Below are 14,922 nucleotides of genomic sequence, written 5' to 3'. Positions count from 1 at the left end.
TGCTTCCTCTTTCATTATTAATTTTCATCAAAAAGTTTTTTTCTTCTTGCAATTGCTTGTGTTTTTTTAATTTTCTTAATTGATGCTTTAATGTGTTGTTTTCTTGTTTCTTTTTTTATTGCTTCTAAATCTTTATTAAATTTTTTCTTATAACCAGGAGTTACATTTTTATTTTTTTTAAAGCGATTAATAACATATTGCTCTTCTTTATTTCTTTCTATTTTTCGTTTATGAGCAACGATGTTGTCATTACTAATTTCTGGTAGTAACTTATTATCTTTAATTTTATAGTATTCTATTGGAACATTTAAATTTTTTAACTTATGAATAGTAGAATTATCACTCTTATCATAAAATACATAAGAAATACCTGAATAGTTAGCTCGTCCTGTTCGCCCTGCTCGATGAAAATAATATTCTAGATTATTTGTCGGTAATTGTAAAGAGATAACATGAGATACCCCTTCAAAATCAATACCACGTGCTGCGATATCTGAACAAACAACATATTGATATTCAAAATTTTTAATACGTTTAAAAGTTTGAGAACGTTCTCGTGCTGGTAATCCACCATGTAAGATTGCTACTTTTTTATTTTCTTCAATTAAGACGTTTGCAATTTCTTCAATATTTTCTTTGTTATTAACAAAAATTAAGCATAAATAAGGATCAAACATTGTTAATAATGATTGTAGTTGTTTTTTACTATCTTGATGATGACGATTAATAAAAATATGTTGAATTTTTTGAGATTTATTATCAATACTAATTGTAGTAGCGTTAGTAATATATTTTTTTAATCAAGTAACTAGTTGGGGTAATATTGTTGCTGAAAAAGTCATAATTTGAGTATTTTTATTCATTTTAGTAATTAAAAAATCTAAATCTTCCATGAATCCCATATCAAATAACATATCACATTCATCAATAACTAAAGTGTTAGTAGTAGTAATTGCTAACATATTAAGTTCATATAAACGTTTTAATCTAGTTGGAGTTCCAATTACAATTTGTGGTTGATTATTACTTAAATTATTACTTTGACGAATAATATCTTTGCCACCCACTAAACAAGCAATGCTAATATTTTGATCTTTGATTAAAGCTTTTAAAAAATTGAACGTTTGTTGAGCAAGTTCACGAGTAGGTGTAATAATAACTGCTTGTGTTACTTTTAAAGTAACATTACAATTATTTAAAATTGGAATTAAATAAGTATGAGTTTTACCACTACCAGTAGCACTTTTAATAATTAAGTTTTTATTAGTTAATGCTAAAGGAATAATTTCGGTTTGGACTGGTGTTGGATTAATTAGTTTTTCTTTTTTTAAATTTTCAATTAGTCATGGTTGTAAATTAAATTGTTGAAATGACATGCGTTCACCTTTTTCTTTAATGCAATATTAATATTTTATCTTATTTTTACTAAGTTCTTTAAAAAATAAGATAAAAAACTTTATTAAAAGTAATAATAATTACTATTTTAATGTTTAAGATTATTAATTTTCAAAAAATAAAAAAATACATCAGTAATTTATACAACTAATTGTTTATTTAAATTTCTACTCTAATAAAAGTAAAATGTCAATAGATTATTTTTAATCATGTAAAATTAACTTAGAAAAAAATTAAGGGCTTAGAAAAGAGGTTTGTAATTTATGTCAGAAGAAGATGAATAAGAAAAGAAAAAGAAGAAGAAATCAACAAAAATTATTGCTGGTCTTATCGGCTCTGCAGCTTTAATTGGAGCCACCATTGCTGGTGGTATGACAGCTATTGCCGAAACAGAAGGAGAAAAAGAAGAAGAAGAGGAAGAAAAAAAATCAAATGATTCGATCTCTAAACAATCATCAATTAGTGATAATAAACAAACTTTAGCAGTAATTTTCAAAAACAAAACAAATCTGCAATTAAAACCTGAAGACAAATTGAAAATGACAAGTCCAGAAACTGTAAAGGAGGTTATTAAAGAGAGACTAATTGAAAGTAATCCACAATCAAATTTAATAAAAGAAAAAATTATTTTAGGTAATTTAAAATATAATAATATGAACATTAAACCAACTACTTTAACAGTTGAAATGACTTATGATGACCATTTAGTTATTGGAAGTGTAATTTTAAATGTAATTTATCCAAAATAAAAGATAAGAAGAACTTGTTTATAAAATGACGCAAATTTATATATTAAGAAAATTTAGGGGGTTATTTATATGCAAAATAATTTAAATATAATGTTTTTAGTTAATTGATCAGATTTTTCAATAAAGGACTGAATAATCATAGGATTATCAATATTATTATTAATGCTAACTTTTATTTTTATTTTAGTTATTTTTCTTTTTAAAAGAAAAAGATTTAAGTTTAAAATAAATAATATTATAAGTGATAATTTAGTAAAAATAGGTAAAAATAATTATAAATTTTCAAGTAGAAATGCTTTTATACTCTTTAATGAAATTAAATCAATAATTTTAGATAAGCGTTATAAGTATTTTTATAAATTTAAAAAGAGATATAAAGATGGTAGTTTAAATAATGAACTTTTTGATATAGTTCAAAAATATTATTTAAAAAATGAAAAAGAATTAAAGAAAAAACCAAAACCTTTATTTGAAAATAAAAAAAATGATAAACCCAGTGATGCTGTTAATAAAAAAGATGATAAAAAAGTTAAATTTGTTTTTGATGATCAAGAAATGACAGTAAAAATTGAAGAAGATAAATAAAACTACTCAATTGAGTAGTTTTATTTATCTATAACTATTTTTTTATATTTTAAAAATATGTATAAAAATTTAACACCAAATATTCTAGATATTATGATATAATTTTTTAAACTTAATTTAAGTTTTCAACTCATTATTTTAATTTTTAAAGTATATGGGTTTTTTATTTTTTTGAAAGGAAGATAAAAAGATATGTATAGTAAAGTTAAAAAAATAAAAATTATATATAAATTAATTGCTGAAATTAAAGAAGAAATAAAACTTCCAGAAGGATTTGAAGAAAGAAAAATGTACCATGCTTGAATACAAGAACCACTTTGCAATGTTGTAGATACCACTTGATATTATGAAATTGATATAAAAATTCAAAATATTGAAAAAAGATTAAATAATAATATTAATAAAACTAGTTTAAAAGAAATCAAAATAGAATTGGAAAAAATAACAAAAGAAATTGATCAAAAAAATGGTTGAGATATAGAAAAAGATAATAATTTTATTGATGAAATAAATAAAATAAGTTTATCAATCCAACATAAAACTAAAATTAATAATAAATTTATAGCAAAATAAGGAAATGTTTAGTAATCTGTGTAACTTACAAAAATAACTATGTTTAATTAATTCTAGTAAATATAATTAAATGACTAGAAAGAGTGAGTTACAGATGGCTAAAAAAGATAACTTTAATAATAATGATCCAATATCAAAAGCAGTAGATTTATTACTAGAAAATACTGAAGATTTAACAACAGTTTTTAAACCTGGCGGTTTATATAAAGAATTAACAAAAAGATTAGTTGAAAAAATGTTGAATTCTGAAATGCAAAATTATTTAGTATATGAAAAAAATAAACATACTACTACTGAAAATGCTCGTAATGGTACAATTTCAAAAAAATTGAGGCTTTTTAATAATATGTGTATCTTTGTTTTATAAAGTACTAGTTTAGATTAATTCTATCTTCAAATTTTATCATAAAATGAGCAATTGCTGTATTTCAATTTTGAATAGGCAATGTTCATTTTTTTGTTATATTTTCAATTGCCAAGTAAAATATTTTGAAAACTGCCATATCATTAGGAAAAACTTTTTTATTTCTGATGATTTTTCGTAATTGACTATTAACAGATTCAATAGCATTTGTAGTATAAATCACTCTTTTGATTTCTACTGGATAACTAATAAAAACCATTAAATTATCTCAATTTTTATATCAAGATTTAGTAATTTGAGGATATTTTTTATTTCATTTACTTTCAAACGATTGGATGGGTTACACTTTATTGGACACTAATTACATAGACAAGTGAACAAAGAAAGGAACTATAATTATGGCCAATATTAACTCATATACCGATGAATTTAAAAAACAAATAGTAGCTTTATATCAAAGTGGCAAATCAGTATCTTGCCTTGCTAAAGAATATAATGTTACAAGAGCAGCTACTTACAATTGAATTAAGCAATTTACTAATTCAGGTAGTTTTAAAACTAAAGATAATCGTTCTGTTGAAGAAAATGAATTAATTAAATTAAGAAAAGAATTAAAACAATTAAGAATGGAAAATGATATTTTAAAGCAAGCAGCACTAATAATAGGCAGAAAATAGAAATTATTGTCAAAAATAAAGTTAAATATAAAATTCGCACAATGTGTCATTTTTTAAAAATCTCTAAATCAACATATTATTTTAATTTAAAGAAAAAAGAAAATAAAATCAAAAATAATATTTATGATGAAGCTGTTATTAGTGCTTTTAAAGAAAATAAAGAAGTTTATGGTACTAGAAGATTAAAAGTCATTCTAGAAAACCAAGAAATTTATTTATCAAGACGAAAAATTAAAGAAATTATGAATAAACATAATTTAATATCAAAATACACTAAATTATCATACAAAAATCATAATAAAGTCAATGATAGTCAAATAACCAATCTTGTTGATAGAAACTTTAATAATAGAGTTAAAAATGAAGTTATTGTTAGTGATTTAACTTATGTTCAAGTAAATGGTAAGTGAAACTATATTTGTTTATTAATTGACCTATTTAACCGCGAAATAATTGGACATAGTGTAGGTACTAAAAAAGATGCATCATTAGTATATCAAGCATTTATGCACTCAAATCGCTGTTTAAAAGATATTCAAATATTTCATAGTGATCGCGGTAATGAATTTAATAATAAAATTATTGATAAACTTTTACTAGCATTCAATATTAATCGCTCTTTAAGCAAAAAAGGTTGTCCTTATGATAACGCTGTTGCTGAAGCAACCTTTAAAACTTTCAAAACCGAATTTATTAATGATAAAAATTTTACATCATTAATCCAATTAAAATTAGAATTATTTGATTACATCAATTGATATAACAACATAAGAATTCACAGCACTTTAAACTACTTAACTCCAGTTAATTATCAAAAACAAATGTCTACCAAAAAATAGTCCTAAAAAGGGTTGCCATTCCAAACAATCATATTTACATGTTCATGTTCACTAATAATATTAGCAAGTTTACTTATTTTTTCTTGTGCTGGTTTAGCGCCTAATCTTCAATTATCGGTTCTTTCTGGTCATACCATTCAACATTGTTGATGTTCTAAAAATTCAGGAATAACATAAAAATCATCACTATTTGGTGTTGAATAAATTTTTTGTGCCATTAATAGTAGCTTTCCTTTCTTACTTAGTAGCTACTGAATAATTCCCTTATTTTATTGATGATTCCTTTTTTTATTATACTAATAATTTTATTTTTTTATTCATTTGAAGAATTATTATTTTTGATATTTTTTAATATTTCTTCAATGTTTTTAACTCTAGTGTTGGTATTATCATATTTAAAGCGTAATTCTGGAACTTTATATTTATTACTTGTTTTAGCAAGTGCGCTTCGACAAAAACCTTTCGCTTTTTCTAAAGCAGTACTAATGGTTTTAATATCTAAATTATCTAAGTAAACTGTTCAATAAATGGTAGCATAACTGTTATCTTTTGTTATTTTTACATTAGTAATAGTGATATCTTTGAAAAGAATATTTTTTGATTCTTTTTTTAATATATTAGTAATTTCTTTTTTTAAGAAACTTTCTTGTTGTTCAAATTTAATGATAGACATACTATTTTGTCTCCACTTCTTCTACTAAATATGATTCAATAATATCATTTTCTTTTAAGTCATTAAAATTTTTAATAGTAATACCGCATTGAGTTTCTTTTTTAGCAATTTTTAAATCATTTTTTTCATGTTTTAAACCACTGATTTCACCGTTATAAATAACAACATCATCACGAATGATATGAACTTTGCTATTACGTTGAATGAAACCATTAATGACAACACAACCAGCAATTGTTCCTACTTTTGAAAAATGAAAAGTTTTAATAACTCGTGCTTGACCAATAATTTTATCTTCATAAGTTGGTTCTAATAAACCTTTAGCAGCCAATTCTAATTCTTCAGTTATTTTATAAATGATATTATGTAATCTAATTTCAACACCGGCATTGTTAGCAGCTTCACGAATAACATGATTGGGGCGAACATTGAAACCATAAATAATACTTCGTGAAGTTTGAGCAAGTTTAATATCTGATTCACTAATACCACCAATAGTTGCTCTAATAAACTTAACAGTAATATCATTAACATTAATTTTATTTACTGCTTGAACGATTGCTTGCACTGAACCTTGAGTATCTGCTCGTAAAATAACATTAATTTGTTTTAATTCACCTGTAGCAACATCTTGTGTTAAATTACCTAAACTAATTTGTCGATTATTTCTAATTTTATTTGTTTCTTCTGTTTGGCGTACTAGTGCTACTTTTCTTGCTAATTTATCATCATTAAAAACAATAAAAGATTCACCAGGAGTAGGGGCTGTTTCAAATCCTAAAACTTGAACAGGCATTGAAGGTCCGGCTTTAGTAATTATTTTACCAGTATCATTAATAAGGCGTTTAATTTTTCCTTTAACACTACCCGCAACTACAATATCAGTAACTTTTAGTGTTCCACCTTGTATTAATAAAGTACAAATTGAACCAACATTTTTATCATGATGAGATTCGATAACAGTTCCATTAGCAAATCGATTTGGATTAGCATTTAGTTCTTTTAATTCAGCAATTACTAATATTGATTCTAATAATTCATCAATTCCTTGATTTTTTAAAGCACTACCATAAACAAAAATAATATCGCCACCTCATTCTTCACTAGTTAAATCACAATTAGCTAGTTCATTCATAATGCGATCAGTATTAACATTTGGTTTATCCATTTTATTAACAAAAACAATAATTGAAACACCAGCTACTTTTGCATGGTCAATTGCTTCACGAGTTTGTGGCATCACACCATCATCACCAGCAACTACTAAAACAACAATATCAGTAATTTTAGAACCACGTGAACGCATTTCAGTAAATGCTTCGTGACCTGGGGTATCAATAAAAGTAATTAATTTATTATTAGTTTTAATTTGATAAGCACCAATATGTTGAGTAATACCACCGTGTTCTTGATTAGTAACTTTAGAATTACGGATAGTATCTAATAGTGTTGTTTTTCCATGATCAACGTGGCCCATAATTGTAACAACAGGTGGTCGAGTTACTAAATTTTTTTTATCATCTTCGAGATTAATATTTTCTAATAAGTTTTCATATGTTACCACTTTAGCTTTTTCAAAATCAATATTTCATTCCAAACAAAGTTCAAGCATTAATTCTTGAGTTAATATTTGATTTTGATTAAATAGTTTGCCTTGTTTCATGAAGTATTTAATAATGTCAGTTACTGGATGATGCAATGCTTTAGCAAATTCTGAAATAGTTAATGGTTCGTTATATAAAAATACTCCTTTTTCATTAATTTGAGATGTTTTTTGTTTTAGTTGTTGATTAATATTTTGTGTTTGTTGAGATATTCGTTTTTTTGCCATTTGCATCCTGCCTTTCGCTTGGGAAAATTAATCTCAATTTTTTTTAATTTCATTAATTAATTGTTCATAAAATTCATTTGGAATTTTTGTTTTTAATGCTCGTTCTAATGCCTGCTTTTTAATAAGCAAAGGTATTAATTCAAGTTTAGGTTGGATGTAGGCACCTCGACCATTTTGTTTGCCAGTTTTATCAATGAATAATTGTCCTTCTTTATTAATAACAATTCTAATTAATTCACGTTTAGGTAAAATAGTATTTGTAACTATACATTTACGCATTGGTATTTTTTTACGTTGAATTAAAGGTATTTTATTCATAACGACCTACTTTATTGTTTATTGATTTTTATTTTTTCATTGTGTTTTTTTTAGTAATTCAGATATAAACTTTTCATATTCACTTTCTTTAATATTACCATTTCAAGTAAATTTAATATTATTTTCTTTTGCTTGTTCTAATGAAGTAATATTAATATTTCAGTGAGTTACACCGGCAACTAATTTAGCAGCCATACCATTTTTACCAATAGCTAATGATAATTGTTCAGTAGGAACAATAATATTTGCTTGTTTTTCTTCTTCATTAATATCAATTGAAATAACTTTAGCTGGTGTTAAAGCGTTAATTATATATTTTTTTATATTAGGATTTCAGGCAATAATGTCAATTTTTTCGCCACTTAATTCTTGCGTAATTAGTTTTGTTCTTTCGCCTTTTGGGCCAATACATGCACCAATCCCATCAATGCTTGGATCATGACTAACAATTGCAACCTTAGCTCTAATTCCAGTAATACGAGCAATATCTTTAACTTCGATTACACCTTGTGCGATTTCAGGAACTTCTAATTCTAGTAAACAACGTAAAAAATTAACGTGAGTTCTTGATGCTAAAATTTGACCATAGTTTTTATTTTTAATAATATCTTCAACATAAAATTTGATATAAGTATTATTAGCGATTGGTTTATTTTTTGGTAAGATCTCACTAGGGATTTGATTTTGTTTTGGTAAGAAAGCATAGGCTCTACCAATTTTAATTAACATATAAGTTTCTTCAACGCTTTCAATAGTACCAATTAATATGTGATCTTTTTTATCAATAAATTCATCATAAATTGATGTTTTTTCTGCTTCACGAATTGATTGTTTAACTACTTGAATGGCTTTAAAAATTGATAAACGAGAGAATTGATCACTAGGAATTATTTGCGTATATGTATCACCAATTGTTAAGCCGGGATTCTTTGTTTTAATAGTTGAAAGTGCAATTTCTAATTCAGGATCTTCAACTTTTGGAACAACAATTAAATCCTTTAAAATTTTAATAGTACCTTTATTTTGATCAATTTCAATTCTGATATTTGTACTATCATCACGATTACTTTGATATTCATATGCTTTTTTTAGTCCTTCTTTTAAAGCTTCAATGATATCTTCTTTTGCTATTTGTTTTTCTTCAGCAATTTCATTTATGGCATTTAAAATGATTTGACTAATTTCTTTGTCCACTTTTTCTCCTCCTTGTTTTTTATAAACATTGTTGTTTATTATTTAATAGTATTTGAAATAGATTTATTTCAAAATGAAAATATACTTAAATAAAAAAATATATTACACTAGAAATAATAAAGACAGCTGGTAGCTGTCTTGCTATAATTCTAATTCATTGTTCATTATACAATATTATTAATTTGAAAACAATAGAAATTTATTAAAGTGGATGGGTTACACTTTATTGGACACTAATTACATAGACAAGTGAACAAAGAAATTAATTGAACCGGCATCGCTCAATTTTTTTTACAAGTTTGAAATTTATTTTCTCGCCCAAAAAAATTTTTCAAAAAAAAATAAAAAATAAAACCAACACTTGCTCACTGGGGAGTGGCAAGGTTGGTTAAATAAAGAATAGAATTAATACAATAGGTCCCTACAACAGGTTTATATATACTAGTTTCCAATTCGCTCCCACCCCAAGAATTACCATTAAATGGTTAGTATATTTTATTAGGTATCACTCCACTTTTTATTTATCCATGCAAGTCCACATGTTCTAGCTACTATTTTTAACAACTGTGTTGTAGTTCACTTTTTTAGTTCCCTAACACGTGTTGATAATAGCGTTAAAGAGGGTTATTAATTATTAACTTTCTCCTACTTGGTCACTGCGTGTAGTAGATATTTAAAGGATGTTAATAATAAAAATTTTAAAATTTTACAATTACACAAAAAAAGACAAGATTATTTCTTGTCTTTTTCCTTTGAGAATAATTTTTTTAAATTTATATTTTTTAAAATACGTCGAATATAAATTTAAGGGTAAAAGAGAATTTAATTTGTCTATCATCATTTTTAAATGGTAATTTCGGAAATAAGTTACTAATATGATAATTAATTATTTCGTAACTTTGACAAACGCCCAAATATTTTCTTTACATTTCACTGCTTGTTCTCAATTTTTATCTTTTTCAATATCAAAATCATATTTATTTGTTGACATTTTATTATTGTTCCTTTCAATATAAAAAAATGTTAATTATGTCACTTTGGAGAAAAAACCAATAGTAGTGACAAGTTAATTTTATAATGATATTTAAAAATATAAATATTTTTAAATATCAAGATTAGATATAAAAAAAATAATATATATTTTGATTTATGTTTCGGACTTCTCCCCACATGTACTTGTGGAGGGAATAATGAAACTGAATGAATTCAACAATGCTTTTCAAACTGAACAGCAATGTCTTGCATATATAGCAAATTTGAAAGAAAACAAATGTATTAGGTGTTTTAGTTTTAATTTGAATACTTCTGATTTAAAAAGAATGAGATGTTTAAAATGTAATCAAACATTTAGCATTCTCACAGGCACCATATTTTCAAGGTCACAAACATCTTTAACATCTTGGTTTTATCTTATCTTTAGATGAATAAACACCAAACATGGAATTCCATCAACAGATATTGCAAAAGAATTGGGAGTGACTTTGAAAACTGCTTGAAGAATGACTCATAAAATCAGAACACGTATTGCAAAACAAAAACCTCAATTTATTGTTGAAGGTACAGTGCAAATTGATGAAATGTATCTTTCACATATGGGTTTTAAAAAACAAGGAAGATCCTTGGTGAATAAAACCTTGATTGTTGGCATTTATCAAAAAACAACCAATAATTTAATTGTGAAAGTATTGAAAAACGCAAAGAGTAAAAATCTTTTGCAGTTTGCAAAAAACCACATTTCTTCAAAATGTCTTGTATATACTGATTCTTGAAAAGGATATTGCGATTTTAAATCAGTTTTCACTAAGCATGAAACAGTTAACCATCAAGATGGCTATGTTTCAAAAATTGGTGTAAATACCAACCAAATTGAATCAGTTTGAAAACATATAAGAAGAACATTTAAAACACATATCAAAGTTGCAAAACATCATGTTCATTTATATGCTAAAGAAGCTGCATATAAATTCAACAAGATACCTAGTTTTGAAACTGTAATTCTATGTTTGATTTAAAAATGTGGGGAGAAGTCCGTAGATAGGCTTTTCTCAGCATTTATGTGATAAAATTAAAATATTACATAAAGAGAGAAAAGCATTATTTTTTTTAATTTGCTAAATTGTAAAGGTAAGTGCAACTAAATTATTTTTCTATCCAAATATTCTATCGGTGAAAGATAATTTAGTATTTTTCTTGGTCTTTGGTTTAAAGACAATATAAATTTATGAACTTCATTTTTACAAGTTTTTGAAAAATTAAATTTTTTAGGAAATTTTTCTCTAATTAAACCATTAGTATTTTCATTAGTACCTCTTTGTCAAGGTGAATATGGATTTGCAAAATAAATTTTCACATCTAAATTTTTTTCAAGTTGTTGTCAATTTGAAAATTCTTTACCACGATCAAAAGTAATGGTTTTAACAATATTTTTAGGAAGAATTGATAAATAATGGCTAATATTTTTGTTAATAACTTTAGTAGTTCTGTTTTTAACTAATATTGCTAAAGTAAATCGTGATACTCTTTCAACTAAAGTTATTAAACATTTTTTACTTTTGCCTCGTGATGATACTATAGTATCTCCTTCTCAATGACCAAGTGTTATACGATCATTAATATTAAGATCTCTTTCTTTAATTGATTTGCTATTGAATTTGCCACGATTTTCTTGAGATTTGCGTTTTTTGCCTTTTCTTCTTAAATTTTTACTAGTAACTTGATCAAGCAATCCAGAATAAATTCAATTGTAAATTGTTTTAAAACTAATAACTCATTGTTTATGAAAATTTTTAATTCTGCCATAAATTTGTTCAGGTGATCAGCCTAATAATAGTTTTTGTTGCACATATTTTACTAAATCTTTATTTTTAAACTTATGAAAAAAAATATGTGATTGTTTTCTATTTTCAGCTTTATTTTGTGCAATCAATGAAAAATAATTACTATTATCTTGATTTCTATTAATTTCTCGAATAATAGTACTAATATTTCGATTAAGATTTTTAGCTATTTCACTAATTTTAACTTTAAATTTCAATTGATTCTCAATATAAATTCTTTCATCTACGCCAAGATGTTTATAACTCATATAAAAACTCCTTACTTTTTTTATAAAATAAATTTAGCATTATGAAATTTTTATATGAGAATTTTTTTGCAATTTTATTTACTTGCACTTACAAGTATAATTCAGCATTTGTATAAAAAAGTGTAAAAAAATTACTTTAATTTTTTACTTAGAAAATTAAAGTAATTATTATTTTTAAATAACCTTATTAATTTGATTTTTTGTTTTATATTCAACAAATATTTTTTGAAAAAGAGGATCTGTTAAAACATTATTTAATACTAGTTGTTCATATGTTTCATAGTTGTGATTTCTTTGCACATAATATGTTTCATAAGCAAATAAGTGCATAATCATATTACCAATGGTAGGATTACTTTCTTTGTTATTTTTTCAAAGTATTTCTTGTAGTTTAATACCGTGTTTTTTAAATAACATATTCATTGAATGTTTTATTTTATGTGGTCTAGTTAATATTAATTTTTCAATGGCACTACTAATATTAAGACCATTAGCAAATATATCATCTAAACTATGAATAAAATTTCTCAATTGAATTAATTCAAGATCTTCAAATAATTGTTCATTATCTTGCAAAATTTTTTTCATTAATAACATTTTAACATGACTATCATTTTGTTCAATATAAATAGGAATTTTAATCATATTAGTGAAACTTCTAATGATTGGAATTAATTCTTGTTTAAATTGATAGCCTAAATGGTAGTGAATTATAAAAAATAATAATAAAAGATTTTCATATATTTTATTTAAATTCAAAAAGGTAAGTGATTTTTTATGTTCATCTATTGTTTTAATAAATGACTGATGGAATTGAGTGATAATATTAATAATATCTTGTGAAGTATTTTCCAAACATACGTTTTTAAAATTGGTAAGTATAGTTTTTTTATATATAAGATTTGCATTATTAAATTCTTTTAAAGCATTTTTATAATAATCTGTTGTGAATGTTTCTGAAAGTTCTTTTTGTAAACTATTAATTTTTTCTTCATCACAAAGAATAACTGCATCTTGATAGTTTAAAAATAAAACAATTCAATTTATACACATTTTTTTTTGATCAACAGTTAAATTTGTATCAACGAAACATTGGAATAAAGCACCGCCAGTTTCAATGATACACTCATCAGCTGTTTTGTTAATTAACATTATTTGGCACCTAACTTTCTTTTTTTGTAGTTTTAATAATTTAATTAAAAAGTGTTTTAAGGTCAACTATTTTCTTTAATATTCTATCATTATAAATGACTTTTTTTAAATTTTAGTAAAAATTACCAATTTTAATATTTTTTTAAACAAGTTAAAAAATGACTATTAACTTTAGTTTTTTAAATGACTTGAAAAAATATTTAAAAATTTTTTAAATCATTAGATAATCAGATGTATTTTTTTTGTTCAATAGTTAAGTTTGCATCAATGAAACATTGAAATAAAAAACTCTATTTTAATGATGCAATTATTAGTTGTTATATTAATTAACATTATTTGGCACCTAACTTTCTTTTTTTGTAGTTTTAATAATTTAAGGCTTTTCTCAGCATTTATGTGATAAAATTAAAATAGTACATAAAGGGAGAAAAGCCATATTTTTTTAAACAAGTTAAAAAATATTATTAACTTTAAATTCTAAAATGTTATTTTTAAAATTATTTAATGATTTTAAAGTAGGTTATTATTATTATATTTATATAACATCAACATATACTTTAAAATTGAAGTAATGCTAATATTTTATCTCAAATTCTTTATACAAGGGAGTCTAATAATTTTTAACGGACTTCTCCCCACATGTACTTGTGGAGGGAATAATGAAACTGAATGAATTCAACAATGCTTTTCAAACTGAACAGCAATGTCTTGCATATATAGCAAATTTGAAAGAAAACAAATGTATTAGGTGTTTTAATTTTAATTTGAATACTTCTGATTTAAAAAGAATGAGATGTTTAAAATGTAATCAAACATTTAGCATTCTCACAGGCACCATATTTTCAAGGTCACAAACATCTTTAACATCTTGGTTTTATCTTATCTTTAGATGAATAAACACCAAACATGGAATTCCATCAACAGATATTGCAAAAGAATTGGGAGTGACTTTGAAAACTGCTTGAAGAATGACTCATAAAATCAGAACACGTATTGCAAAACAAAAACCTCAATTTATTGTTGAAGGTACAGTGCAAATTGATGAAATGTATCTTTCACATATCGGTTTTAAAAAACAAGGAAGATCCTTGGTGAATAAAACCTTGATTGTTGGCATTTATCAAAAAACAACCAATAATTTAATTGTGAAAGTATTGAAAAACGCAAAGAGTAAAAATCTTTTGCAGTTTGCAAAAAACCACATTTCTTCAAAATGTCTTGTATATACTGATTCTTGAAAAGGATATTGCGATTTTAAATCAGTTTTCACTAAGCATGAAACAGTTAACCATCAAGATGGCTATGTTTCAAAAATTGGTGTAAATACCAACCAAATTGAATCAGTTTGAAAACATATAAGAAGAACATTTAAAACACATATCAAAGTTGCAAAACATCATGTTCATTTATATGCTAAAGAAGCTGCATATAAATTCAACAAGATACCTAGTTTTGAAACTGTAATTCTATGTTTGATTTAAAAATGT

16 protein-coding genes and 2 pseudogenes are annotated in these 14,922 nt (G+C 24.5%); 7 read left to right on the top strand and 11 right to left on the bottom strand.

The genetic code is table 4. The annotated features are described in order from the left end of the window. Nucleotides 1–17: 17 nt before the first annotated feature. The gene (locus tag AACL02_RS04015) at nt 18–1,376 is read right to left on the bottom strand and encodes a DEAD/DEAH box helicase (protein ID WP_339042873.1); all 1,359 of its coding nucleotides are present in this window, start codon (nt 1,374–1,376) and stop codon (nt 18–20) included. A 390-nt stretch (nt 1,377–1,766) separates the two neighbouring features. Between AACL02_RS04015 and AACL02_RS04010 the strand changes: the two genes are divergently transcribed. From AACL02_RS04010 to AACL02_RS03995, 4 genes and pseudogenes are all read left to right on the top strand, one after another. Then, complete coding sequence (locus AACL02_RS04010; RefSeq protein ID WP_339042872.1) at nt 1,767–2,144, top strand: hypothetical protein; 378 nt, start codon at nt 1,767–1,769, stop codon at nt 2,142–2,144. A 69-nt stretch (nt 2,145–2,213) separates the two neighbouring features. Further along, nucleotides 2,214–2,729, top strand: coding sequence for a hypothetical protein (locus AACL02_RS04005; RefSeq protein WP_252320024.1), 516 nt, complete (start codon nt 2,214–2,216; stop codon nt 2,727–2,729). A gap of 192 nt (nt 2,730–2,921) precedes the next feature. Next, the gene (locus AACL02_RS04000; RefSeq protein WP_339042871.1) at nt 2,922–3,302 is read left to right on the top strand and encodes a hypothetical protein; all 381 of its coding nucleotides are present in this window, start codon (nt 2,922–2,924) and stop codon (nt 3,300–3,302) included. A 94-nt stretch (nt 3,303–3,396) separates the two neighbouring features. Further along, nucleotides 3,397–3,633, top strand: a pseudogene (locus AACL02_RS03995) (transposase); the annotation flags it as partial. A gap of 40 nt (nt 3,634–3,673) precedes the next feature. On the opposite strand, the pseudogene AACL02_RS03990 reads toward AACL02_RS03995, so the two are convergent. Then, a pseudogene (locus tag AACL02_RS03990) lies at nt 3,674–4,003 on the bottom strand (transposase); the annotation flags it as partial. A 61-nt stretch (nt 4,004–4,064) separates the two neighbouring features. Here AACL02_RS03990 and AACL02_RS03985 point away from each other — a divergent pair. Then, nucleotides 4,065–5,182, top strand: a protein-coding gene (locus AACL02_RS03985; RefSeq protein WP_339040653.1) for an IS3 family transposase whose coding sequence is annotated in 2 segments (ribosomal slippage) — nt 4,065–4,308 and nt 4,308–5,182 — 1,119 coding nt in all. Because the reading frame shifts where the segments join, the coding sequence is not laid out codon by codon here. 2 nt (nt 5,183–5,184) lie between these two features. On the opposite strand, the gene AACL02_RS03980 is transcribed toward AACL02_RS03985, so the two are convergent. The 6 genes from AACL02_RS03980 to AACL02_RS03955 all read right to left on the bottom strand — a co-directional run bounded on the left by AACL02_RS03980 (nt 5,185) and on the right by AACL02_RS03955 (nt 10,443). Then, nucleotides 5,185–5,400 carry an agmatine deiminase family protein gene (locus tag AACL02_RS03980; RefSeq protein ID WP_339042869.1) on the bottom strand — a complete coding sequence of 72 codons (216 nt, stop codon included), beginning with the start codon at nt 5,398–5,400 and terminating at the stop codon, nt 5,185–5,187. A gap of 95 nt (nt 5,401–5,495) precedes the next feature. Beyond that, nucleotides 5,496–5,855: a 30S ribosome-binding factor RbfA gene (gene rbfA / locus AACL02_RS03975; protein ID WP_281747920.1), complete on the bottom strand. Its 360-nt coding sequence runs from the start codon at nt 5,853–5,855 to the stop codon at nt 5,496–5,498. A gap of 1 nt (nt 5,856) precedes the next feature. Continuing rightward, complete coding sequence (gene infB / locus AACL02_RS03970; protein WP_339042868.1) at nt 5,857–7,686, bottom strand: translation initiation factor IF-2; 1,830 nt, start codon at nt 7,684–7,686, stop codon at nt 5,857–5,859. A gap of 27 nt (nt 7,687–7,713) precedes the next feature. Further along, a complete protein-coding gene (gene rnpM, locus AACL02_RS03965) occupies nt 7,714–8,004 on the bottom strand; it encodes an RNase P modulator RnpM (RefSeq protein ID WP_338977889.1) in 291 nt (96 codons plus the stop codon). A gap of 18 nt (nt 8,005–8,022) precedes the next feature. Further along, entirely contained in the window at nt 8,023–9,198 is a 1,176-nt protein-coding gene (gene nusA, locus AACL02_RS03960; protein ID WP_339042867.1) for a transcription termination factor NusA, read from the bottom strand. Nucleotides 9,199–10,221: 1,023 nt separating this feature from the next. After that, a complete protein-coding gene (locus AACL02_RS03955) occupies nt 10,222–10,443 on the bottom strand; it encodes a hypothetical protein (RefSeq protein WP_339042866.1) in 222 nt (73 codons plus the stop codon). On the opposite strand from AACL02_RS03955, the gene AACL02_RS03950 reads away from it, so the two are divergent. Then, nucleotides 10,389–11,210: an IS1595 family transposase gene (locus tag AACL02_RS03950; RefSeq protein ID WP_281748407.1), complete on the top strand. Its 822-nt coding sequence runs from the start codon at nt 10,389–10,391 to the stop codon at nt 11,208–11,210. The two genes, AACL02_RS03955 and AACL02_RS03950, sit on opposite strands and share 55 nt — an antisense overlap. A gap of 122 nt (nt 11,211–11,332) precedes the next feature. Here AACL02_RS03950 and AACL02_RS03945 read toward each other — a convergent pair whose 3' ends face one another. From AACL02_RS03945 to AACL02_RS03935, 3 genes are all read right to left on the bottom strand, one after another. Then, entirely contained in the window at nt 11,333–12,283 is a 951-nt protein-coding gene (locus tag AACL02_RS03945; RefSeq protein WP_339040235.1) for an IS30 family transposase, read from the bottom strand. 174 nt (nt 12,284–12,457) lie between these two features. Then, complete coding sequence (locus tag AACL02_RS03940) at nt 12,458–13,435, bottom strand: hypothetical protein (RefSeq protein WP_338974992.1); 978 nt, start codon at nt 13,433–13,435, stop codon at nt 12,458–12,460. A gap of 582 nt (nt 13,436–14,017) precedes the next feature. Further along, nucleotides 14,018–14,149: a hypothetical protein gene (locus tag AACL02_RS03935; RefSeq protein ID WP_339042865.1), complete on the bottom strand. Its 132-nt coding sequence runs from the start codon at nt 14,147–14,149 to the stop codon at nt 14,018–14,020. Here AACL02_RS03935 and AACL02_RS03930 point away from each other — a divergent pair. After that, a complete protein-coding gene (locus tag AACL02_RS03930) occupies nt 14,095–14,916 on the top strand; it encodes an IS1595 family transposase (protein WP_339040848.1) in 822 nt (273 codons plus the stop codon). The genes AACL02_RS03935 and AACL02_RS03930 overlap by 55 nt on opposite strands. Nucleotides 14,917–14,922: the final 6 nt, after the last annotated feature.

Origin of the sequence: Spiroplasma endosymbiont of Apeira syringaria, assembly GCF_964020205.1 — a bacterium.
Taxonomy (GTDB): Bacteria; Bacillota_I; Bacilli_A; order Mycoplasmatales; family VBWQ01; genus Spiroplasma_E; species Spiroplasma_E ixodetis_A.
This window is presented reverse-complemented; position numbering and strand designations above follow the sequence as displayed.